Raw genomic sequence first — 23,097 nt, 5'->3', positions numbered from 1 at the left:
CCTTTGTAGTTGTTTCCAAATTAAGCGCCGCGGCGGTCCATTACATAAAAACTGCCGTTTTCGTGCTTTTTAGCCAAGCATTTAAGTTCACTGCCGATATTGCTGACCATTGCAAACGAGGTAAGCGGTTTTTTGGTGTTATGCACAATGCCGATACCGATAGAAAGGAAATTAAACTTTTCCGTTTCGCCTTTGCGGTTGGTGGAAATCATATATCCGTTGGTGCGGTCCTCTTCGTTGTAGAAAGAGGGAGCAACGGCATCTGTTTTGGACGTAATTTCTTGGGCAATTGTGTCCGCCTTATCAAAGGAGCAAACGACAATAAAATCGTCTCCGCCTATATGCCCTACAAAAGAGGCCGGGTCCTGCATTGCGGCAGATACAATAATTTGGGACTCGGTTTTTAACACGCGGTCGCCTGCTTCAAAGCCGTATTTATCGTTAAAGGACTTAAAGTTGTTTAAATCGCAGTACAGAACGGCAAAAGTCCGCCCAGAGGAAATTTCCTGTTCCACGCGGGCTTGGATAGAAGGGTTCCCCGGCAGGCGCGTAAGAGGATTGCAATCCATTTTTTGCTTGTTGCGTTTTAATAACAGTTTTACGCGCGCGACAATTTCGTCCTCGTCGGCAGGTTTGGTTAGATAATCGTCAATATCCAATCCCAATCCTTCCAATTTGGTTGACTTGTCTGACACCGCGGTAAAAATAATAATCGGCGTGTGTAAATAGCCGGTGCGGCTGCGGACCTCGCGGACTACGTCAAAGCCCGTCTTGTGGGGCATTTCGTAATCTAAAATCAACAAATCAGGGTTTTCTTTATAGGTTTTATCAATGGCTTCCTGGCCGTCTTCGGCTTCTATTACAGTAAACCCGGCATTGGTTAAAATTTCCGAAACTAAAAAGCGGATAGCGTGTGAATCGTCCGCCAGTAAAATTTTTGCATTGTGTTCCATAGGGATATTTAATTAAATATTCCTGTCCTGTGCAATAGCCCTTTTTCGTATAATAAATATATGACCTATGCCATTTTATTTATCGGTTTGCTCCTTGTATTGGGGCATATCTTTTCTTCTTTGTTTGAAAAAACGCGCCTGCCGGACGTGTTACCCCTGATGGTGTTGGGGATGCTGATGGGGCCGGTACTCCATTTAGTTGACCCGCAGTCTTTCGGCCAAGCCGGCGAGATTTTTACCACATTGGCCCTGATTGTGGTGTTGTTTAAAAGCGGACTTGAATTTAGGATTTTGTCCTTGCGCGGAGCCGTAGGGCAGGGGCTTTTATTAACTACGGTTTGCTTTGCTTTGGTAACTTTGGTGATTGCGTTTCTGGCGCAGGAACTTTTAAAAGTGCCACAAATCTATGCGCTGATTATCGGCGTGATTGTGGCGGATAACTCTACGGCTATTATTTCGCCCTTGCTTGCTAAATTGCAGGTTTCCAAAACTTCCAAAACCATTTTGTTTTTGGAGGCCAATTTAACGGGGGTTTACTCCATTGTGCTTGCGATTGCGCTTTTGTCGGCGGCTTCGCACGGGGAAACATTAACTGCATCCGTTTTAGTGTCTGATGTTATCAAATCCTTTGCTATCGGTATTGTTTTTGCGTTGGCGGCCGGGGTGTTTTGGATGAGTATTTTAAACCGCGTGCGCCGATTGGAAAATGCCATTTCGCTTACATTTGCGTTTGTTCTTTTAGTGTATAGTGTCAGTGGTATTATCGGTGGGGACGGGGCGATTGCCACGCTTGCATTTGGCGTGGTGGCGGGGAATATGCGGCTTATCAAACGGTTGCGCCTGCCGCGGTTAGATTTCCGTAATTTGCTTACCTTAAATAACGGGGAAAAGGTGTTTTTTGAGGAAGTAGAATTTATCTTTAAAACGCTTTTCTTCGTATATATGGGTATTTGTATGAGAATCGGACGGTTAGATTTGGTGGCTATTGGTTTTATATTAACGGCAGCCAAATTTATCTTCCGCGCTCCGGTGGTAAATTATTGCTTGTCAAAAGACTTATCCCGCGAGGATTGTTCCGCTGTTTTGGCTATGTGCCCCAACGGGCTTGTCAGCGCGGTGTTGGCGGCTATGATAGCCTCCCAACTGCCGGACGGTTCCGTGGTGCAAGACGTAATTTATGCGGTCATCTTTTTTAGCGTAATCGGTTCCAACCTGATGTCTTTCCGTATAGAGAAAGGCGGGCTTAAATGGCTTAGTGATTCCTTCTTTCGCCGGCACACAGGCCCGCAGGCGCTCCCGCCGGAAAGCAAATAAGAGTTTAAATGCCCCGTAACAGGGGCATTTTTACAAGGGTTTGTAAATAAAGGAAAGCAAATTTTGCCTAATGTGGTCGCGCCGCCACGAAAAGAAATTTTCCTTATCACAACAAGTGCAACGGTTCGGCGCGTGGATATTTTCGGGCGCTAGTCCGGCCTGTTCCAGTTGCAAGCGTATTTCTGCATTTAAATCTACAAAAATCTTACCGTTCTGGTGAAGTACGCTTTGGGCTGAAAATTGGCAGGCGGTGTCCGTCTGTACTTCAAAACAGCACTTTTGGATATGTGGCCCCAAAAAGGCGAAAAGCGGATTTTTTACCCCGGCTTGTTTTAAGGCCAAAGCGGTTTTGTGGGGCAACTTTTTAGCCACCCCGCGCCACCCGCAATGGGCGAGCGCAAAAACGGTCCCTGTATTGTTCCATAAAAACAAAGGTACACAATCTGCGGTTAAAACAGCCGCTCCCCACCCCGGGCAGTTAGTAAATACCCACGCATCAGCCTCTTGGAGCGGTTTTTGGGCAAAAGTCCGGGCTTCGTCAGGCGAGGAAATAAAAATAATTTTATCGCTGTGCGTTTGGTGAAAATGCAAAATTTTTTCCGGCGGGATATCCAACTCCTGATAAATGGGCGTTTGGAGGGCAGTTTCGCGCATATTGCCTGTCTGGCGCGAAAGTGTCCCGCCAATTAAACCTGCTGCCAGCATTTGGTTATCTGCGTAAATTTTCATAAAAGTTTTTTTAAATGCACCGTGGATATTTTATCCGCCAGTAAAATTTGCGCCAGCCTTTTAAAGCGTTGCGGGGCATCACTGGCATAAACGGTTATGCGCCCTTTTCCTGTGGTTTGCGCTAAATGGTGCTTGCGTAGGAAAACTTGCGCGGCTTCGGCCAAGGTGTCGGCGGAGTCCACCAACTTGACTTGTTCACCTAAAATGCGGGCTAATACTGCTTTTAGTACCGGATAATGGGTGCAGCCCAAAATAACGGTGTCGGCTCTGCTCTGTTGTATAGGAAGCAAATATTCGCGCGCAATCAGTTCGGCGGCGGGTTTGTTCGTCCAGTTTTCTTCCACGAGCGGCACAAACAGCGGGCAAGCCTGCTGAATAATACGTGCGTTGGGGAGTTTTTTTAAAAGTGCCTTGGGATAAGCCTTGCTGTTTACGGTGCCCTCTGTGCCTAGTACGGCAATATGTCCGTTTTTAGTAACATTGACCGCCTTGGTGGCGCCGGGTTCTATTACACCCATAACAGGTACGGCAAGTTTCTTTTTCAGTTCGTCTAATGCTTGGGCCGAGGCGGTATTGCAGGCCACCACAATCAGTTTGACGTTTTGCTCCTGTAAAAAGCGGCCTATGGCCAGGGATAGGCGCGTTACGGCTTCTTTGGATTTGGAACCGTACGGCACATTGGCGGTATCGCCGAAATAAATTAAATTTTCGTGCGGCAAGGTGCGGCGCAGTGCATTTAAAATTGTCAGCCCGCCCAGCCCGGAATCAAACACGCCAATCGCTTTTTTTGTCATATGCTTATTATAGTAATTATATATCGGTTGGAACAAAGGCCTTTCTTTGTGCTAGAATATCCTTATGCTGAAAAAGGCGTTGTTTTTATTAATGGTTGCGCTATGCTTGTCCGCAAGCGCGTTTGCCGCGCCCAAAAACCAAAGTGCTCCGCTTTTGGTGGGGGGAAATTTCTCGTCGCACGCAACCCCGGCCCCCAATGCGGCTGTTTTCAATCAGGCTGCCCGCAATGCCGAAATTGCCCGCTTAAACGATTTGCTCCGCCAACAAAAATTCCAAGAGGCTATCAAGCGCGTAAATGATTTAACCGCTAAAAATTTTGTAGATAACCGCTTCCATTTGATTTTGGCTATTGCGTATGATGGCCTGACAAAATATGATGATGTTATTTATACGGCCGGACAGGCGATTGCCGTAGCCCCGCAGGACTCGCGCGCCTATATCTTGCGCGCAGGGGCCTATTTGCAACAGCAAAATTATGAGCGCGCACGGTTAGATGCGGATATGGCCTTAAAACTGAATCCCGCCTCTCGTCTGGCGCAAAAATTACAACTGGAATTAAACGAAAAAACAGCCTCTAAAACAGCCAATGATGTAACCACGCCAACAGCGGCCAAAAAGCCCGCACCGCGTTGGGTAACGCTGTACTTTTTAGCGGTGTTTGTGGCGGTATTGCTGTTTGTATATTGGCGTTATGAAGATGTCTTCCGCCAACCGAAAAATGCTTTCAGCCGCCGCGAAGTGGACGTAAAAGAACAGTACGATTTTATCCGCCAAATCGGCGAAGGCGGTATGGGTAAAGTTTACGAGGCTTATGATAAAGTTTTAAAGCGCAAGGTGGCTATCAAACGCGTGCGCCCGGAATTGGTGCGCAGTTCTTATGTGCGCGAGCAATTTTTGTCCGAAGCGCGTATGGTGGCCTTGCTGCGCCACCCGTGCATTGTGGAAATTTATACGGTTATTGAGTCCGAAAGCGCGCTCTACCTGGTGTTTGAATATGTGGACGGGCAAACCTTGGAAACCCGTTTGGATATTGACGGACGTTTGCCCTTTTCCAAGGCTAAAAAGATTTTTGAATATGTCTGCCGCGGTTTACACTATGCGCACTCGCAGGATATTATCCATTGCGATTTGAAGCCCGGTAACATTATGATTTTTGATGATGACAAAGCCAAAGTGATGGATTTTGGCGTTGCCAAAAAGTCCGTGGACCACGAAACGGGCGCACGCACCGTGGCCGGAACGCCTGCTTATATGGCGCCGGAACAGCAGAAAGGCTTTATGCGCAAGCAGAGTGATGTGTATTCCTTGGCTTTGTGTTTGTATGAAGCCTTGGTGGGGCAAGTGCCGTGGACGGTAAAGGGTTTTGATATCGCCAATAAAAAAATTGTGCCGGTTTCCAAACTGGCGCCGGATATTCCCCCGGCTGTGGACCAACTGTTGGAAGATGCACTGAAAGAGGACCCCAAACAGCGTATTCAGTCTATTGACGAGTTTTGGAGCCGCTTGGAGGCTATTGAGCCGTTGCCCGAAGACCCCGAACGGACGCACTATTAAAATTGTTTTTTGTGCCAAATAAAAAGCCCCGGATATTTGCCCCGGGGCTTTTCTCTGGCGAATAAAACTATTTCAGCACTTTTTGGGCGGCTATAAAAATATCTTCTAGCGCGCGGAAAATGGGTTTTTCACCGAAGTGCGGCTCCCATTTGTAGCGGGCCAATACGTCGCTTACGGCAAAGGCCGCCGCGCCCTGTGCCTTGCGTTTGGCGCAAATGGCATAAAAGGCAGCCGTTTCCATTTCCACCGTTAAAACGGATTCTTTTTGATAGTGTTTTACCTCGGCTTTGGTTTCGCGGAAGATTGCGTCTGTTGTCCAGTTTCGCCCGGTATGAAAATTTTTACCGTCTGCTTCCAACTGCTTTGAAAGTTTGCTAAAAAGCGTCTTGTTGGGTTTGGCGGTCTCTTTATTGGTGTAACAGGGAGAAGTACCGTCATCACACAAGGCTTCGCTTGCAAGCACAATGTCGGCCGGTTCTACTTCTTCTTGCAACGAGCCGGCAAGCCCGATAAACACAAATTCCTTTACACCTAAGGCAATTAACACCTCTAAGGCCATTGCCATACCCGGCGCGCCGGAACCGAAATTGGTTACATAGCACAAATTTTGTCCTTCCAAAACGTAAATGTCTGCCTCGCAATTATATTTTTTATATTTGGCGTGGCTTTCCACATAGCGCGTTAAGGAGGAAATGGGGCACAAAATAGCCTTGCCCGGCAGTTTCAGCCCGGCGGCAACGTGGTTTACATAACCGGCGGGTGTGGAGATTTCTTTTAGTGCGGCTTTTTTATTTTTTGGGAATAAGATAGTCATATTTTTGTAAAATTTTAGAGTTGTGCGTTTGCGCACATATATACTATACAAAAAAGAGAGTATTTGTTTATGGAAAGTTTTACGCAGGGAATTGTCCGTTTAAACGCGTTCTTATGGGGTGCGCCGATGCTCGCCTTGATTGTGGGCATTAGTTTGTATTTTACCTGTAAATTGCACTTTATCCAAAAACATTTATTTAGCGCGATTTCTCTTTCTATCAAAAAAAGCCGCTCAGCGGGTGTTATCAGCAGTTTCGGGGCATTGGTGGTGGCCTTGGCCGCTATGGTGGGAACAGGCAACATTGTGGGCGTCAGCGCGGCGGTATCCACAGGCGGGCCGGGGGCACTCTTTTGGATGATGCTTTCCGCCTTTTTGGCGATGGCGACTAAGTATGCCGAATCGGTTCTGTCCGTTAAATACCGAGAAACAAACGAAGCGGGCGAATATGTCGGCGGCCCGATGTATGTGCTTAAAAACGGGCTTAATATGAAGAAGACCGCCCTTGTTTTTGCGGCGGCTACGGCCCTAATGGGGTTTGGCGATGCGCTTATTCAAACCAATTCTTTGGCGGCGATTTACGGCTCTGTTTTTAGTGTGCCTGCTTATTTGACTACGGCGGTGCTTGTCGTGCTGACTGGGAGCGTGATTTTAGGAGGCGTGCGTAAAATTGCCGCGCTGTGCAAATGGCTGGTGCCGGGAATGGCGGTGTTGTATATAGTGTTATGCTTGACCGTGCTTATTTTGCATTGGGAAAAATTCCCGTGGGCGGTGGTTTGTATTTTTAAAAGCGCGTTTAGCGGTACAGCATTAGTAGGCGGGGCAATAGGAATAACACTAAAAGAAGCGGTGCGCTACGGCGTTTCACGCGGGGTGCTGTCCAACGAAGCCGGCAGCGGTAGCGGCGCGATTGCGGCGGCGGCTGCCCAAACACCCAATCCGGTGCGCCAAGGGTTGGTGTCGGCAACAACGGTATTTTGGGACACTCTGGTTATTTGTTTGCTTTCGGGTGTAACGGTGGTAGTGGCGGGCGATTGGCAGAGCGGTACGTTGTTTGGGGCGCAACTGGCACAAAGTGCTTTTTCCACTTTGCCGGGCGGGTCGTATTTTCTGCTTATGTCGCTTACGCTGTTTGCGTTTTCCACCTTGGTTGGTTGGAGTTATTATACAGCCAAGTCGGCCCAATTTTGCCTGGGGGTAAATGTGGAGAAACCCATATATGTCTTATGGCTCTTAATGATGTGTTTGGGCGGTTTTTTGAGCCCTAAATTGGTATGGGAGTTGGCCGATACTGCGATTGCGGTAATGTGCGTGCCAAATATTTTGTCCCTGTGGTTGTTACGCGGGGTGGTATTTGGCGAAACAAAAACTTATTTGGCCCAAGAGTTGGCTTTTGCCCGTAAATAAGACGGCAAAAAACTTTACAAGGCGGTTTGTAGGTGGTATCATTTAAATATATATCATCCGGCCCAGAGGCGTAAAATGCTTAAAAAATATGAAATAAAAGATAAAAAACTGCTGGAAACAGATTCGTCTTCCGCGCAGGTATTTTTATATACAAACCCGACGGTGGACGAACAGCGGTTTTTGGTGGAGTCCTATCAAATTGACGAACACACATTGGCATCTTCCCTAGACCCGGATGAATTGCCGCGTTTGGAGTTTGAGCCCGAACATATTGCAATGATTTATAAACGGCCCAAAAATTATTCCGGCAAAGACCAGTTGGAATTTAAGGTCGCTTCTGTTGGTATGTTTTTATTTGAAGATAAATTAATTGTGGTGCTGGCGGAAGATATTCCGCTGTTTGTGGGCAAACGGTTTCACTCGGTATCGTCTATTAAAGAAGTCTTTTTGAAACTGGTGTATAACTCTATTTCACACTATGTGGAACACTTGCGTATTATTCATATGATTTCGGAGGAAATTGAAGATAAAATCACCGAGTCTGTGGATAATACCTATTTGTTAAACCTGTTTAGTTTGGTAAAAAGTTTGGTGTACTACGCCGAGGCTATTACCTCCAACGGGTTTGTGTTTGAAAAAACGCGCAACCTTTCCGCCCGTATCGGTTTTGACGAAAAAGATGAGGAAATGTTGGATGACATTATTGTGGAAAATATGCAATGCAAAACGCAGGCGGATATTTATTCCAACATTTTGGCGCAGTTATTGGATGCGCGTGCTTCTATCGTAAACAACAATTTAAACCTGCTGATTAAAAAACTAAACGTTATTACTATTTGGATGATGGTGCCTACGTTAGTAGTAAGTGCCTACGGTATGAACGTTGCTTTGCCGCTCTCCAACCACCCGGACGCCTTTTGGATGATTATGGGCGTATGTTTGATTTTGGTATGGCTGGTAATGATTTATTGGCGGCACAAAAACTGGTAAGTTTTACCTAAAAAAACCCGGGGTCTAAATGGCCCCGGGTTTTTTAGACAAACAAATTTATTTTTCTACTTTAATGCCTCTAAATGCCCGATACAGTACGGCTAGCAAGCCGAATACTACATAGAGCGAGAACACGATAAAAATCACGTCCTGCGGGAAGCGAATCAGCATTACAACCAAAAATACAATCAGCAGTAACACCCATACGCTTAACCGTTTTTCGCGTTTGGCCTTAAAGGCGGCATACGGAATATTGGATACCATTAATAAAGACAATACAAGCATAGCAAACCATACAAAATTGTACAGGTGCGGCAAATACAAGGCTAAAAAGTGAATATTTCTTCCGCCCATATCACCCAGCATAATGCTGTAAGAAATGGCAAACGAGGCCAAAATAGCCGCCGCCGCCGGAGTGGGCAAACCGGAGAAATACTTTTTAGAGCCTTGTCCTGCATAGGCCATTGCGTTAAATTTAGCCAGGCGCAAGACGCCAAAGCAGGCGTACACGCACGCAATGGGTGCGCCCCACAAGGGCTGCGTATGCAGTACAAAGAAATACATTAGCAAGGCCGGAGCCGTGCAGAAGGAAACCGCATCTGCCAAGGAATCCATTTCCACACCAAAGTTGCTTTCTGCGCCCAACAGACGGGCCACGCGACCGTCAAACATATCAAATACCATTGCGAATAAAATCAGCCACCCGGCATGCGCAAAGTTTCCTTTGGAGGCAGCCAAAATGGAGAAAAAACCGCACGCTAAATTCCCCAACGTAAAAAGCGAGGGAGCCGTCATTGCGCCGGTGTGTTTCAACTTTTCAACGACCTTGGTTTCTTTATTTTCTTCCATAAAATCCTCTATTTCCACAAGCCTAACACGGTAATGCCGCCCTGCACTTTTTGGCCTTCTTTTACCAATACGCGCACTTTTTCTTTGGGCAGATATACAGCCACTTGGGAGCCGAAACGCACCAACCCTAAATGCCCGCCGATTTTAATGTCCTGCTTGGGGCTGACCCAGCACTCAATGCGCCGCGCAATAGCACCCGTGATTTGTTCCACGTGGGCAAAACGGGAGGTGTCGCCGTTTTTAAAAATTTGAATAAGGTTGCGTTCGTTTTTGTCTGCTTCCGGGTTGTTTGCAAACAGGAAAGTACCTTTGTTGTAAAAAATATCGCCGATTTTTCCGTTTACGGTCGCGCGTTGGACGTGAACGTCAAAGATAGACAGAAAAATGCGCACCACTACGGAATTAGGGTCATCTTCTGTTTTTATGGAAAGAACGGTGCCGTCTGCCGGGCAGGCGATTTCGTCATCAGTAAATACAGTTTCGCGTTTCGGGTCGCGGAAGAAGAATGCGCAGAAACAGCCAATCAGCAAGAATAAAAGGCCAAGCACGCGGAAATCAAAAAACAAAAAGACCGCAGCCGCAGCCACGGCGATTGCAAAAAATTTAAGCCCCAAAGGCAAAACTGTGCTAACCCAGCCAAAACATTTGGCAAGTGTACGGTTGATGTCTTCTAACATATTTTTTCGTACTGGTGGGTGTAATTAAATGGCAGGATTTTTAAGTGGGCAGGGGGGGACTTGAACCCCCACGACCTTGCGGTCAACAGATTTTAAGTCTGTCGCGTCTGCCATTCCGCCACCAGCCCTCTTATAGATTTATTTTAACAAAAAAACACGCACTTGTACATTTTTTTATATTGCCGTCCGAAAATTACTTGTCAAATGTTTTAAGCCCGTTGTAAAATTTACGGCAAAACAGTGTTTTTACACCTAATTTTTTTAAGGATTCTTGTAATATTCTGTCGTCAGTTACTGCAATGACGCGCTGGCCGCTTTGGCTTAAATAGTCCGCGCGTTCGTAAATAATTTGGTCGGCGCTGTCTTCTTCCGAAAAAGAAATATGCACACCCCCGCGGTAAAGCGGGCCGACTGGGCGGAAAGAGCCGTCAAAAATCACTTCGTATTGGTGCATTGCGTAATGCTCGTCTTGCGAGATATCGGCCAAAAAATCCAAAAAATCTGCGGTTACTTCTTCTTCCGTGCGGGCAAATTCGTATAAAAAACTGCGTACCAGGTTCAGCCCGTCAATCAAATATATAGTCGGTTTTGTGCTTACATACATAATAAGGTTGCCTTTCTTTGCCAAAATTGTTATAAGAAAATGATACAATATAATGCTAATTCACAGGAAGCGTTCTTTGACAATTTCCGTATTTTACGGGGGTGTAATAGATTCGACGGGTATCTGTTGCCGCCCGGGAGCAAGTGCCGGTTGGCCAGGCCGGCTAAAATAGGGCCACAAAAATAACTAACGACAATCAAGTCGCTTGGGCTAACGCTTAGTCCCACCGCGCCGCTGGTGTCTTCCATACGCTAGCGGAGTGCGGTCAATATATGGAATGCTGCAAAGCAGGCGCAGTTCGTCCGGCTTTGCATAAGACCAACGAACTAAACCGCAAACGTGCCGCCTTGCGCTTAGTTTGCGGTTAATTAAGCAAGGCTAAACTTGTAGTGCCCGGATGGAGAAGATGTTCGGACGGGGGTGCGAATCCCCCCACCTCCACTTTTTTGCTTTATTAAAAAAGTGAAGTTTCAAAAAATATCTTGTAACTTTTTCTCATTGCAGAAAAAGTAAGCAAAAAGGCTCTTGTCCTTTTTCTGGTGGCAGAAAAAGAACGAAAAAGACCACGCAACCGGGGAACCATAAAAATTATTTTAAAGGACATTTTTACAACTCGCCTAAGCGGCTCAGACAAGTAAAAATTTTGTCATCTTTAAAATAATTTTTATAGACGGTGCCAAAGGTCGCGTTTTAAAGATAGAAACAACAATACGGAAATTGCAAGACATTATAGATTTAATATTTTTAACGGGAGAAAGTATGGCATCTGAAATTAAGTTCGGCACCGACGGTTGGAGAGGCGTGATTGCTTGGGATTTTACGTTTGAAAATGTGCGCCGTATGGCACAGGCTTTGGCGGACTATATCAACGAAAACGCTCCGGGAGAGGAAGGCTCCAAAGCCCCTAAAATCTTCGTTGGTTACGACAGACGTTTTATGTCGGACCTGTTTGCCGCCGATATTGCAAGTATCTTCCGTGCCAATAAAATAGATGTTACTCTTTCCGCCAGTCCCATTTCTTCCCCGGTGGCCGCGTGTTTAAGTTTAAGTAAATGTTGGATGAGCATTATGGTTACGGCCAGCCACAACCCGGCCAACTATAACGGTATTAAAATTAAACTGGCGGGCGGTTCGGCTCCGGCGCGTGTTACCAAAGAAGTGGAGGAATTGCTGGACCAAAATTCCGTGCTGCTCCTTTACGGACAAAAAGCCGACAAAAAGGACGTTACCGACGTGTATTTAAAATATGTAGCCAGCCATATTAATGCCAAAAAGTTAAAAACCTTTAAAGGCAAAGTGGTAATGGATTATATGTATGGTGCGGCGTCAGGTTATTTGGAAAAGTTCCTGCCCGAAAAACAGGTCATTGCCCTGCGTGCCGAACACGACCCTACTTTTGGCGGAGAACAGCCCGAACCGGTGGAAAAGAATTTGACAGAACTTAAAAAAACGGTGGTAGCCAAAAAGGCCGCCTTGGGTGTAGCCTTTGACGGCGACGGCGACCGAGTAGCCTTAATTGACGAAAAGGGCACCTATTTGACCCCGTGCGTGATTGCCGCCGTACTGTGCGACTATTTTATTAAACACAAAAAATTAGACGGGAAAATTGTGCAAACCGTTTCTATGGGTTATCTGCTGAAACGTATTGCCCGCAAACACGAAATGCTGTTTGAGGAAGTCGGTGTGGGTTTTAAAAATGTGGCCGAGCGTATGAATTTGGATGATGTGGCCTTTGGGGTGGAAGAATCGGGCGGATTTGCCTGGAAGGGCAATTTGCCGGACCGCGACGGCCTGACGGTGGCCCTGGCATTTTTGGACATTATGGCCCAAACAGGCAAAAAGTCCAGCGAACTGTGTGCCGAAGTGGCCGAAGAATATGGTGCGTCTGTATATATGCGCCGCGATTTGCCCTTGGCTAAACCGGTGGATAAGGGCGTAATGGCAGAAAAAATGCGCAAGAAATTACCGAAAAAAATCAACGGGCAGCGCATTGCCGAAACGCTTACTTTTGACGGATTAAAAATTATTTTTGAAAATGACGAGTGGTTGCTTTTGCGCCCGTCCGGCACGGAGCCGCTCTTGCGCGTGTATGCCGAAACGGCCACTAAAAAAGACACGCAGGCATTGTTAGATTTTGGGGAAAAATTAATGGCCCCGTATGTAAAATAATATGTTAAAAATCGCATTAGTAGATGATTCTGTTATCTTGCGTTCCGCCATTAAAAATGTGTTGGAATCCTCCGGCTTTGAGGTAGTGTTTGAAGCGGGCGGTTCGGCGGAGTTGTTTTCCAAACTGGAAGGTAGCGGTGCGGGCCTTATCTTGCTGGATGTGTTTTTCCCGACGGAAAACGGTTTGGATATTTTGGCTAAACTGAAAAAAATGGCCCCGCAGGTTAAAGTGCTGATTGTAACGGGGTTAAGGCAAGACTCTATTTTGGAAGAGGCCGAACGCTTGGGCGCGGACGGTGTGCTGTATAAGCCGTTTGATACGGACGATTTGTTGGCGGCAATAGACCGCGTAAGCCGCTCTTAAAACCGTTTGTTTAATTTTGCTCCAACAACTAACAAGCCCCGGGGAAATTTTCCCCGGGGCGCACTTTTTTATAAGGTGTTTTGTATTATTGGTAACGGAAATATAAACATAGCAGTTATACCTTGGTAGCTTTGTAATTGCTTAAAAAGAAATCACATAAATATTTGTTGTTATAGCAACGCACCTGTTTGGTTCCCGCATAGGGTTCTAGGTAAGAATTAGCGTGTTCATAATAAAAAGTAAAAGTCATTTTGGTTGCATTGTAGTGGTTGGTGCCAGGAACATTATCACAATTTTTTTGCCCATATCCAGGGCAGAACATAACGTGTAAAGAGCCACGCCACGCATAATTTACAACCATCAACCAATCTTTGCATTTGAATTGTCCCTCGTGGTCGTCGGTGGATTTAATACAATCAGGGTAATCTATATCCAGTTCATTTGGCCCATTGGAATAGCGACCATTTGCTAAATAAAACATTTCTTGGGCTTGGCGTACTTTTTCGGCCATTTGAAAAGAGGAAACGAGTTTGGATTTGGTAACCGCCTTTTGATACTGCGGCAGGGCAACGCTGGCTAAAATACCGATAATCCGTACGACTACAAGTAATTCTATGAGCGTAAAGCCCAAGTGGTTTGTTTGCATAATTTCTCCTTGTGCTCTGTTTTGGAAAAATAGGCAAACAAAAACGGCTGCTATATTTGAGCCAACTCTAATAACCCAAAAATAACAGCCGTGACCTTTTCTGCCATATATAAAAAATATGGCAGAAAGCACTCAGCACGAAACAAACGGGTAATTAAGCCGTTTATTCCGTGCTTAAAACGACTGCTTTTGGATTAGAGTTGAGCCGCCGGTATCCCGGCAGCGCACCGTATTCTGCATACGGTTCCAAAAACAGATGCAAATTTTATCCTAAACATAACTGGTTTAGGGCAGTTTTACAACTAAAACTATTATAAAAACTTTTGTGTGTCTTGGCTAGTGTTTAAAGTTTCATCCACTTAAATTCAAAAAATACCACCGTGCTAAAAAATACCACCGGCCCCCAGCCCGCAATAAAGGGGTTGATGTAGCCGTTTTCGCCAATAGACGTAAACATAGACATCAGCCACCAAAACGTAAATGCAATCACCATAGAGGCAATAATGTTTACAATTTTGCTTTTGCGGCGTACGCTAATGGCAAAGGGCATCCCGAGCAAACACATAATCACCGTTACAAACGGCGTAGCCAGGCGCGACTGGCGCATAGTTTCTGCGGCATAGTGCGCAAGGCCGCTTTGTTTATAAAAATTAATACGCTTGGTTAAATCTCGTATGCTTAACAGTTTGTCCTCTACTTTATTGACGGACATTTCGTCTGGGCGGGTGCTGACGGGGGAATCTTCCTGTTCAAAGTGTTGTTCGGTGGTATCCATTTCGTCCACAAAGGTACGCTTAATACCGTTGGAAAACAGCCAATTTTTACTGTCTGCGTCCCAGACCATTTGGTCTGCTACGATTTGGGCCGCAATGTCCCAGGCGTCGTCGTAAGTATCCAATGAAACCTTTGTCATAGTCCCCTTTTTTAAGTCCACCTCTTTGGCAAAGAGCATTTGCGTAGGGGAAACTTTTATCACTACGTCGTGTTCGGTGTCCGGGTTGAATGAATCGGAGGGGCTTATGCGGGTATAGTAAATTTTATCGGCTTTTAAATTGAGCGGAGGCACGACGAATTCCTGCATTAGCATAGTGCCTGCCACCACGATTAAAATACACATAATAACGGGTTTAAACAGTTGGCGCGGGGCAAAGCCGCCCGCCACGCAGGCCGTCCACTCGCCGTTGGAAACCATTTCGGAAATGACGGAAATAGCACCCAGCAGGCACGCCACCGGCATAATGGTTGTCAGCCAATTGGGGAAAGTTGCTAGGGAGTAGGAAAGTAAATCTAAAATCGTGGTTGTGCCGTTGCTTAAATTCTTCATTTTTTCAAAGGTGTCGCCCAGTACAACCAACGTGGTAAACACACCCAAGGCAAAAAAGAACGGTCCCCAAAATTTTTTGGCGATATAATAATAAATGCGCATTAAATATTTAACCTCTTTTTCCACAGGTAATATGCCGCGCCGAGTCCAACAAAAATAGGCAGCCACGGGCCGGGATAGGCCACAAGAGCATATTTTTTACCTAAGGACAGACCTAACGTCATCAACAGGTAAAAGGAGAAAATGATAATTACACTAAACAGCATACCCCAACCTTTATTAGTGCGTTTGCCCAAGGAAAACCCAATCGGGCAACTGACAAATAACAAAATAATGGGGGAGAGCGCCAGCACATTACGCATACTGATAGAGGTTTTATATTCGTTGGCGGTTTCTTCGTCCAGCGGCATCGCGCGCAGACGGCGCAATAGTTTGGTAGTGCTCATTTCGCCCACACGCAAACGGCGCGTGTGCGCCTTTAAAAGCGAGATGCTCATAGTATAATCGTCAAAATTGGCGGCGATAATAGAAGATTGGTCTTTTTCATCCAGGCGCTGCATTTGGCCGTCTTTTAGTTGCAGGCCGATGGCGGTGTCGGTCAAAATCACCTTGCCTGTGGCGGCATTGACTTTGGTGGAAAGGGCCCCGCTGTCTGCTTTTTTAATTAAGTGAATCATATGCGCTACATTGGTTTTAGTGTCTAAATCTTCCAGATACAAATCCCACTCGCCCAGGTTTAAAAAGGTCTTAGGTTCTAAATTTACCTTTGTAATTTTACTGCGGGCTTCGTTGCGGCGATTTAAAAACTGTTTATAACTGCGCGGGGTGAGCCAGTTGCCCATAATTACTAAAATTACGGATAAAATAATGGCGCAGCACAGAAGCGGGCGGACAATTTCTTTAAACGAGAATCCCGCCGCGCGCAGCGCGATGAGTTCGCCTTGTTCACTCATATTGGTAAGCGTAAGCAAAATCGCGATTTGAAAGGCCATCGGCGCGCTTAAACAAAACACATCAGGCATAATGTTTAATAACGAAGACACTATCCACGCAAAACTGGTGCCGTACGTCATAGCCATATCCAGCACGCGGATAAAGTGGTTCATAAAGATAACAAACGTCAAAATCCCCAGCACGCCGATAAAAAAGGTCAGCAGGCTTTTGGCGATGTATTTGGTAAAAATACTGATGTGCATATATCTTATTCTAACAAAATATCACGAACCCCGGGGGAGAAATCGGGCCAAAGTGCCCAAGCGGGCTTAGGCCCTTTGACCCTGGCCGCAAGGAAAAATAGAATTATATAATACAAATATGAGAATTTTTACTTTATTTATTTGTCTGTTATTTGTGGCGCCGGGGGTGTTTGCACAAAAGTCCTCGTTTCTAAAACGAATATTTTCGTTGAGTCGGCCTGTTGAAGTTCCCGTTAAGGTTCCGCCGTCTGCGTTGCCCAAGGCCTTATCCTCGGCGTTGACGGCCCGTCCGGCGGCGGTTGCGCCTCTTTTGCGTGCTCCGGTGGTGTCTGCACTGACGCCCGAAATTAAGGCCGTTGTAGCGCAACACAAATCGGCCCGCACCGCACTTATCAGCGAGGTGTCCAAAATAAAACCTGCCGAAGCGCATATTGGGGCCTCTTTGTTGGAAGCACACAATATTTTTACAGGTTCTTTAATTGGAAGCGGCTTTGTGGTCCGTTCGGGCAGCGGGCGGCTGTATGCGGTTTTATCCTATCACGTGGTAGGTGGCCCGGGCAATATGGTGCATTTGCGTGTATTTAACGAAAAAGGCGAATCCCGGGATTACGAGCGTTTGTTTGTGTCCGCTTCCGGCGCGTATGGCATTAATTCTCCGGATTCGTCTATTGTGGAACTTCCGTTGGATGCGGCAGATTTTGTTAAACCGCTTCACCTGGCCAAACAGGCCCCCAAAGAGGGGGATAAACTGGCTGCTTGGGGTAGCCCATATGCGGTGCAGGGATTGGCACGGCTTAGTAATTTAACGCTTCTTAACGCCAAAGGCGTTAAACTAACCATACAGAGCGAGCAGACGCCCTTTAAAATGGACGGTCTTTGCGGAAGCCCCGTACTTAACGAAGCGGGCGAGGTGGCAGGTATTATTGACGGATTTCATAAGGATTCCTTGCACTATTTTGCCGCCGATGCGCGCTTTACCCTTTCGTGGTTGATTGGCAATTACGAGCAAAATATGGTTCCAATGTTTGAGTATAAGTTAAACGGCCGTGCGGCATTTTGGGTGGCGTCCGGCGAAAGCGTAGGCGAAGTGCGGTGGTTAAACTCCCGCGGAAAGGTAAAGGAAAAAGTCTATCTGCCGCAGTACCCCGCTCCGTTTGACCCCGCCAAACTGGAAGAGTTGTTCCCTCAGGCCAAAGCCGGGGATGTGTTGGAATTGGATATTTTAAAGCACCGGGAACTGCACCGCACCGTTACGGTGGAAATAGACCAGCCGTAGGTATTTTATATCTTCACTTAAAAGGAAGCCGATGGGGCTTCCTTTTTCGTTCCCCGCCGTCAAAACAAATATTATAAAATGAAACAATGAGGCTTTATCCCCTAATTAAACTGTTGCGCCAAGCCTTGGCTGTATTGCTTATCCTGCAATTTACGTTCGCTCTTCCGGCGGGCGCGCAGTCGCTTCCGTACCGATTGGTGGATACGGACCAGTACGATATTTTTAGGGAAGACCAGCAAGCCAAAGAGGAACAGAAACTGGCCTTGGAGGACCCGCCGGATGACGCAAACCTGTTAAAATACTCCAACGAGTTTTGGCGGCAGGCGGTTACGTCGGTGGAGGGGGCTTATAAACTAGACAAAGAGCCGGAGCCTATTCCCGATTTAACGCTTTTGAACCCCACTTTGTCTTTGCCTTTGTACGGCACGAGTATCGCTCTCACGGGCCGCTATGTGCTGGGGTTTAAAATGGCATCTAAAAAATATAAGAAAGACGACAATAACAGCGTGGACGAGCGCAGCGACAGCAGTTTTGAAATGGACCAGCAGTTGCAGTTAAAAATGCAAGGTAAAATTTTGGAACGCGTGTTTGTGGATATTGACTACGACGACCAGCGGGAAGAGGAAAAAAGTATTTCCGTGGCTTACCGCGGCAAGCCGGGGGAACTGGTGCAACTGGCTGAATTTGGCGATATCAATTTATCCCTGCCGCAGACTGAGTTTATTGCGTACGAAAAGCAACTTTTCGGTGCTAAAATGCACTTGCAGCATAAGAACGCCAACCTCTATTTAATCGGCTCCCAAACCAAGGGTTCCAGCAAGCAAAAGCAATTCGTGGGCAGCAGCGTGGCGGAAATCGTTTCGTTGGCTGATAAAGATTATATCCGCCGTACTTATTACGATTTGACCTTTGGCGGAAACGTGCCCGACAACGCGCGTGATACCGCGCTGGATAATGCCTATTCCCAATGGAAAACATATATCGGTTCCATTTCCCCCGGTTCGGAAGAAATTTATTTTTATAACAACAGCACTTCTTCTGATTTTGTGCCTATAACGCTAGATGCCACCGATTTTATGGGAAGTGCGGTTTATAATGCAAAATGGGAACTTTTAACCCGCGGTACGGACTATACCATAGACTACGCCAGCGGTATTATTACTTTTAAACGCACCATTAAGGCGGAAAGCGTATTGGCGGTGGACTACCGCGGAACGACGGGTAACCGATTAAGCAGTTGGGGAACGCCTAATACTATTAAATTAATCAAAACCGAAAACGACCAATCCACCCTTACTGGCACCGAACAAACCGCTACCAAAATGGAGTTAAAGACCTATTACAATATCGGCGCACAAAAAATTACGCCGGATAACGGAAAAGGCAACTTTATTTTGCAGTTGCAGGATGCTAACGGGCAGACTGTTACGGACCCGAAATACCTCTATCCCTCCACTATTATTATGGATTTTGATACGGGTATCTTTTATTTGCAGAGCCGTCTTGAAGATAAAGGCCTTTACGGCACTACGCCGACGTCTTCCAAAAATATGACGTTCAAAATACAGTACGAGTCCACGGTAAAAACTTATTTTATTGAGGCGGACATTGTCGTCCAGTCCGAAACCGTTAAATTAAACGGCCGCACCTTAACACGCAACAACGATTATTACATTGACTATACCTCCGGCTTTATTACTTTCTACAAGGGAGATGAAATTACCGAAAACTCCACGATTGATATCACTTATGATACGACCAACGGCTCAAACTCCAACAACTCCGTAATGGGGGGACGGTTAGATTACAAACTGTTTGATAAAATCGTAATGGGGGCCACCGTGCTGAAAGAAGGCGGCGACAAACCCACCACAGTCCCGCAAGTAGGCGATTATGCCAAGGACCTTTTAGTTTATGGGGCGGACATTAACGGGAAGGATATCAAACTGGCGGAACCTTTGTCGGTAGATTTCAGCGCGGAAGTTGCCAAAAGTGTCAAAAAGCAAAACCTGTTCGGCTACGCGATGATTGACAGTATGAACGAAACCAACGAGCAGGTGGCGGGATCGCGCATATTCCGGGATTGGATTATTGCGGCCAACCCGAGCGGAAAAAGTGCGTTCTGGAATTCTATCCGTTGGGATACCCAAGACTTGCCGTCGTTGGAAATCAACCCGCACTCTATTGCCGATTACAACGATAAACAGCAAGTGCTTGTCATTGATTATGATTTTACCAAAGGAGTCAATTTTTACGGACGGGATGAAGTGTCTATCGTCTATCCGCTCAGCACCAGCGGTTTGGACTTATCCAATAAGACTTCTTTTGAACTGACTATGCTGGGCGAGACCGGCGGCCCTAAGGTGAACTTTACTTTTGGTAATATTTCGGAATATTCGGATAATTCTATGGGTATGGAAACCCAATGCAGCGGCGGCGGGCTGGCCCCCAAGACGGAAGATGTTTACTGCCGCAACAGTTTGGCGCCGAACGAGGATGTCGGGTGGTCGTTTGTGGATCCGGACGGTGAAGAACACCGCTATAACCCGTTTGTAAATAACGTCTATAATCCCGAATCCCAGCCTAACGGACGTATTGATACGCAGGATTTAAACGGCAACGGAAAATATGATGAGGAAAAAATCCCCTCACAGGGAAATTTCGGTTTTGCGGGGGCCTCTATACCCGGTTTGGCAGATAATGTGGCGGAAAATACCGCCTGGCAGACCTTTACCGTTCCCTTAACCATTAACGATAAAAGCGAATGGACCGCGGTCCGCCACTTGCGTATTACACTTAAAAAAGGGGATAAATTAAAAGGGCAAATTAAAATTGCCAATGTGTCTTTATCCGGCACGGCTTGGAACCCGCAGGAAAATGTATCTCCGTCCGTGTTTTCCGTTGCAGGTATTAATAACGTAGATAATGCCAATTATGAGCCTATTTTTGCAGACCGCACGGGCGACGGCCGACAGGTGTTTAATTACTTGTACGGTTCTGTGGATAATTACAAAAAGTCCACCGGTTCCGCTAACGCATTGGACCAATCCTTAAACCTCAAATTTAATACTGCCACCTTGGGCGACAACGAAGAAGTGTATGCCAACCGGAACTTTTCTACTATGGATTTCAGCCAACACCGCGAAGTGCGCTTTTTGCTTCACGGAGCAATGCAGCAGGGCACAGATACGCCCCTAAACCAAGACGGTACGGAATTTTTCTTAAAGGTCGGTACGGAAAGCAATTATGATAAAGTTGTGGTGCCGACCAACTTCCGCGGTTGGCGGTTGATTTCCTTAAAAATGGTGGACTCCAACGGGGACGGCATTGCCGATACCTTTGAAAACCAGTCCGACCCGTCCTATAATGTGCGGGTGGAACCCGTGCGGACCTCAAACGGAATTTTAAACTTCCAGGAAGTCAGTTTGATTTTAGCGGGGGTGCAAAAGGAAAACGGCACTTCTGGCAGCCAGGGCGAGGTGTGGCTCAACGTCATCCACTTGGCGGGTGCTATTACCAAAGAAGGCACGGCATACAAAGGCGATGTGGTAGTAAAGTGGGACGAGTGGGGCAGTGCCGGGGCTAAGTACAAATATCAGGACAGTAATTTTGAAACCCCTCTTTCCGTTGCCAAAAACCAAGAGGTTACCCAACAGGAATATTTCGTTAAAGTAAACAAAATTAAAGAATTCCCGATGGAAGCCAATTTGACTAAATCCAGCACGGTTACTCCCCTGATTACGGACTCCAAGGATTATAACACCGTCAGTTTATTGGATAAAGGCCAGGTGGACCGCCAAAGTACAATGGTGCGCGGCGATTTTATCAAGGACAACCTGCCCAAAATCGGCGTGGAGTACACCACGGACCAGGTAAAATACGACGTAATGAAGCGCCAGGATGATGCCCGCATTTACGGGGCAACTCTTTCTCATACGGCGGGTTCTTTCAAAAACATTTCCGCCGGATATCACATTACCGATTCGTCCATTGATTACGACCGCAGCAAACACTTGGAATCGGCCAATTACTATAATACGGATGAAAACACGCAAAAAATGAATATGAAGGTAACGTATCAGCCCAATAATTCTTTTACCTTTACGCCCAGTTACAGTTTAAGCAAAAGCAAGGAGGACCGCACCCAATATTCCGCGGCGACCCAGCAGGATATCAGTTACCCCAAGGCTTTAACGCAAAATACAGGCTTTAACAGTACGTGGAAGATTAATAAATGGCTGGCTCCGTCCGTCAGTTATAATATCAGCACGCAGGAAAACAACAACCTAAATGCAAAAACGCTGACCGCTTCCGGCACTCGTGTAGAGGTGGGCGTGGGCGAGGTGAAAACCGTCAACCGAAACGCGGACGGCGGCGTTTCCTTAACGCTTAACGGAAATGAACTGTTGCCGAACAGTAAATTATTAAACACGTTGGTTATTTCTTCCAGTTACCGCATACAAGACGCCGATGCGTGGGCTGATGTGGACAGCGGGTTTGACTCCCGCAAAGCGTTGTGGATTCGCGGCGGTTCTTTAAAAGACGTGGGCGATTACGGCTACCGCAAGAGTTTGATTTTGCGCGATACCTTTACTTCTACCCAGCGTTGGAGTCCGCTCGCCCGCTACGAAATGGGCGGTGCGGCCGCTCCGCTTAAAACCATTTCGCTGATTAACAACTTTACCAAAACCTTGCAGTCCAACGAACAAACGGGTACATCATACGATTCCACCAGTTTAACCCTGCCGGATATGACGTTTTCTATTTCCGACTTGGAGAAATTCTTTTACGGCGGACGTTGGTTCAGTTCGTCCAACTTAAAACTGCGTTACAGTTGGGTGGAACAGACGAATACGGGAACAGACGAGCAATACACCAAGCAATACGGCGGCGATTTGCGCTTTATGCTGTTTAACTATTTTGACACGGTGCTTAATTTTACGCGCAAAGATTCGGACAAAACCGACCTGCGTGCCGGAACCAGTTTGGAAACCGTGCACGATAGCGATATGTCCGCGCAGACGTCTTTTTATGTGGGTTCTTTGCGCGTAACGCCGAAAGTGTTGTATTCAGCACACGATAAGTGGCTGGTGGCTGGAAAAATCAGCGAAAGCACTACCACCACTACCCCCAGTTTAAACTTGCGGTGGGATTTTAATATTCCGCGCGGCATTAAATTGCCGTTTGTAAATAAAATGTATAACGCCACCAACCGCGTGATTTGGAATACCACCCTCACTTATACGGATAAAAAATCTCCGGTAGAGGTAAAGGATAACTACCAAATGTATGATGTTACCACATCATTGGATTATGAAATGTCGCAGAATCTGCGCTTTACGCTTTCCGGCGGGCTGACGGTGCTTGACCACGCCTATGTGGAAACCGAGGATTACACTGCCTACAATGTGGCGGCTAATGTAACAATTCAATTTTAAT

18 protein-coding genes, 1 tRNA gene and 1 other RNA gene are annotated in these 23,097 nt (G+C 46.5%); 9 read left to right on the top strand and 11 right to left on the bottom strand.

Features of this window, described 5'->3' with window-relative positions; genetic code table 11:
- Positions 1-20 precede the first annotated feature (20 nt).
- The gene (locus ACQY2K_RS01075) at positions 21-953 is read right to left on the bottom strand and encodes a response regulator (protein WP_177747716.1); all 933 of its coding nucleotides are present in this window, start codon (positions 951-953) and stop codon (positions 21-23) included.
- A gap of 60 nt (positions 954-1,013) precedes the next feature.
- Here ACQY2K_RS01075 and ACQY2K_RS01070 point away from each other — a divergent pair, with 60 nt between their 5' ends.
- Positions 1,014-2,267: a cation:proton antiporter gene (locus ACQY2K_RS01070; RefSeq protein WP_177747719.1), complete on the top strand. Its 1,254-nt coding sequence runs from the start codon at positions 1,014-1,016 to the stop codon at positions 2,265-2,267.
- A gap of 30 nt (positions 2,268-2,297) precedes the next feature.
- Here ACQY2K_RS01070 and ACQY2K_RS01065 read toward each other — a convergent pair whose 3' ends face one another.
- Positions 2,298-2,996 carry a polyphenol oxidase family protein gene (locus tag ACQY2K_RS01065; RefSeq protein WP_428040414.1) on the bottom strand — a complete coding sequence of 233 codons (699 nt, stop codon included), beginning with the start codon at positions 2,994-2,996 and terminating at the stop codon, positions 2,298-2,300.
- Positions 2,993-3,790: a glutamate racemase gene (gene murI / locus ACQY2K_RS01060; RefSeq protein WP_428040413.1), complete on the bottom strand. Its 798-nt coding sequence runs from the start codon at positions 3,788-3,790 to the stop codon at positions 2,993-2,995. Before murI ends, ACQY2K_RS01065 begins: the two co-directional genes overlap by 4 nt.
- A 64-nt stretch (positions 3,791-3,854) precedes the next feature.
- Here murI and ACQY2K_RS01055 point away from each other — a divergent pair, with 64 nt between their 5' ends.
- Entirely contained in the window at positions 3,855-5,345 is a 1,491-nt protein-coding gene (locus ACQY2K_RS01055) for a protein kinase domain-containing protein (protein ID WP_428040412.1), read from the top strand.
- Positions 5,346-5,412: 67 nt separating this feature from the next.
- Here the strand turns inward: ACQY2K_RS01055 and ACQY2K_RS01050 are convergent, their stop codons facing one another.
- On the bottom strand, positions 5,413-6,159 hold the full coding sequence (locus ACQY2K_RS01050; protein WP_428040411.1) for a nucleoside phosphorylase: 747 nt from the start codon (positions 6,157-6,159) through the stop codon (positions 5,413-5,415).
- 69 nt (positions 6,160-6,228) lie between these two features.
- Here ACQY2K_RS01050 and ACQY2K_RS01045 point away from each other — a divergent pair, with 69 nt between their 5' ends.
- Positions 6,229-7,563, top strand: a complete 1,335-nt coding sequence (locus ACQY2K_RS01045; RefSeq protein ID WP_428040410.1) for an alanine/glycine:cation symporter family protein — start codon at positions 6,229-6,231, stop codon at positions 7,561-7,563.
- A gap of 75 nt (positions 7,564-7,638) precedes the next feature.
- Positions 7,639-8,553: a magnesium transporter CorA family protein gene (locus ACQY2K_RS01040; RefSeq protein ID WP_177747739.1), complete on the top strand. Its 915-nt coding sequence runs from the start codon at positions 7,639-7,641 to the stop codon at positions 8,551-8,553.
- A 57-nt stretch (positions 8,554-8,610) separates the two neighbouring features.
- Here ACQY2K_RS01040 and pssA read toward each other — a convergent pair whose 3' ends face one another.
- The 4 genes from pssA to ACQY2K_RS01020 form a co-directional block, all read right to left on the bottom strand.
- Complete coding sequence (gene pssA / locus ACQY2K_RS01035) at positions 8,611-9,402, bottom strand: CDP-diacylglycerol--serine O-phosphatidyltransferase (RefSeq protein WP_177747741.1); 792 nt, start codon at positions 9,400-9,402, stop codon at positions 8,611-8,613.
- An 8-nt stretch (positions 9,403-9,410) separates the two neighbouring features.
- Positions 9,411-10,079 (bottom strand): phosphatidylserine decarboxylase, encoded by a 669-nt coding sequence (locus ACQY2K_RS01030; protein ID WP_428040409.1) that lies wholly within the window; start codon positions 10,077-10,079, stop codon positions 9,411-9,413.
- A gap of 45 nt (positions 10,080-10,124) precedes the next feature.
- A tRNA-Leu gene (locus ACQY2K_RS01025) sits at positions 10,125-10,207 on the bottom strand.
- A 65-nt stretch (positions 10,208-10,272) separates the two neighbouring features.
- The gene (locus ACQY2K_RS01020; RefSeq protein WP_428040408.1) at positions 10,273-10,683 is read right to left on the bottom strand and encodes an NYN domain-containing protein; all 411 of its coding nucleotides are present in this window, start codon (positions 10,681-10,683) and stop codon (positions 10,273-10,275) included.
- A 97-nt stretch (positions 10,684-10,780) separates the two neighbouring features.
- Between ACQY2K_RS01020 and ssrA the strand changes: the two genes are divergently transcribed.
- The 3 genes from ssrA (at position 10,781) to ACQY2K_RS01005 (ending at position 13,216) form a co-directional block, all read left to right on the top strand.
- Positions 10,781-11,127, top strand: a transfer-messenger RNA (tmRNA) gene (ssrA, locus tag ACQY2K_RS01015).
- A 315-nt stretch (positions 11,128-11,442) separates the two neighbouring features.
- Entirely contained in the window at positions 11,443-12,852 is a 1,410-nt protein-coding gene (locus ACQY2K_RS01010) for a phosphoglucomutase/phosphomannomutase family protein (protein WP_428039781.1), read from the top strand.
- A gap of 1 nt (position 12,853) precedes the next feature.
- Positions 12,854-13,216, top strand: coding sequence for a response regulator (locus ACQY2K_RS01005; RefSeq protein WP_177747753.1), 363 nt, complete (start codon positions 12,854-12,856; stop codon positions 13,214-13,216).
- A 115-nt stretch (positions 13,217-13,331) separates the two neighbouring features.
- On the opposite strand, the gene ACQY2K_RS01000 is transcribed toward ACQY2K_RS01005, so the two are convergent.
- The 3 genes from ACQY2K_RS01000 to ACQY2K_RS00990 form a co-directional block, all read right to left on the bottom strand.
- Positions 13,332-13,862, bottom strand: coding sequence for a type IV pilin protein (locus ACQY2K_RS01000; protein WP_428040407.1), 531 nt, complete (start codon positions 13,860-13,862; stop codon positions 13,332-13,334).
- A gap of 343 nt (positions 13,863-14,205) precedes the next feature.
- Positions 14,206-15,312 carry an LptF/LptG family permease gene (locus ACQY2K_RS00995; RefSeq protein WP_428040406.1) on the bottom strand — a complete coding sequence of 369 codons (1,107 nt, stop codon included), beginning with the start codon at positions 15,310-15,312 and terminating at the stop codon, positions 14,206-14,208.
- Positions 15,288-16,382, bottom strand: coding sequence for an LptF/LptG family permease (locus ACQY2K_RS00990; protein ID WP_177747761.1), 1,095 nt, complete (start codon positions 16,380-16,382; stop codon positions 15,288-15,290). The genes ACQY2K_RS00995 and ACQY2K_RS00990 overlap by 25 nt, the downstream gene beginning before the upstream one ends.
- Positions 16,383-16,500: 118 nt before the next feature.
- Here ACQY2K_RS00990 and ACQY2K_RS00985 point away from each other — a divergent pair, with 118 nt between their 5' ends.
- Together ACQY2K_RS00985 and ACQY2K_RS00980 are read left to right on the top strand one after the other, a co-directional pair.
- The gene (locus ACQY2K_RS00985) at positions 16,501-17,658 is read left to right on the top strand and encodes a hypothetical protein (RefSeq protein ID WP_428040405.1); all 1,158 of its coding nucleotides are present in this window, start codon (positions 16,501-16,503) and stop codon (positions 17,656-17,658) included.
- A gap of 86 nt (positions 17,659-17,744) precedes the next feature.
- On the top strand, positions 17,745-23,096 hold the full coding sequence (locus ACQY2K_RS00980) for a hypothetical protein (protein WP_428040404.1): 5,352 nt from the start codon (positions 17,745-17,747) through the stop codon (positions 23,094-23,096).
- The last annotated feature ends 1 nt before the right edge of the window (position 23,097 follow it).

Origin of the sequence: Candidatus Avelusimicrobium fimicolum (genome assembly GCF_021632165.1) — a bacterium.
Taxonomy (GTDB): domain Bacteria; phylum Elusimicrobiota; class Elusimicrobia; order Elusimicrobiales; family Elusimicrobiaceae; genus Avelusimicrobium; species Avelusimicrobium fimicola.
The sequence above is the reverse complement of the archived record's forward strand: the minus strand, read 5'-3'. Positions and strand labels throughout refer to the sequence as shown.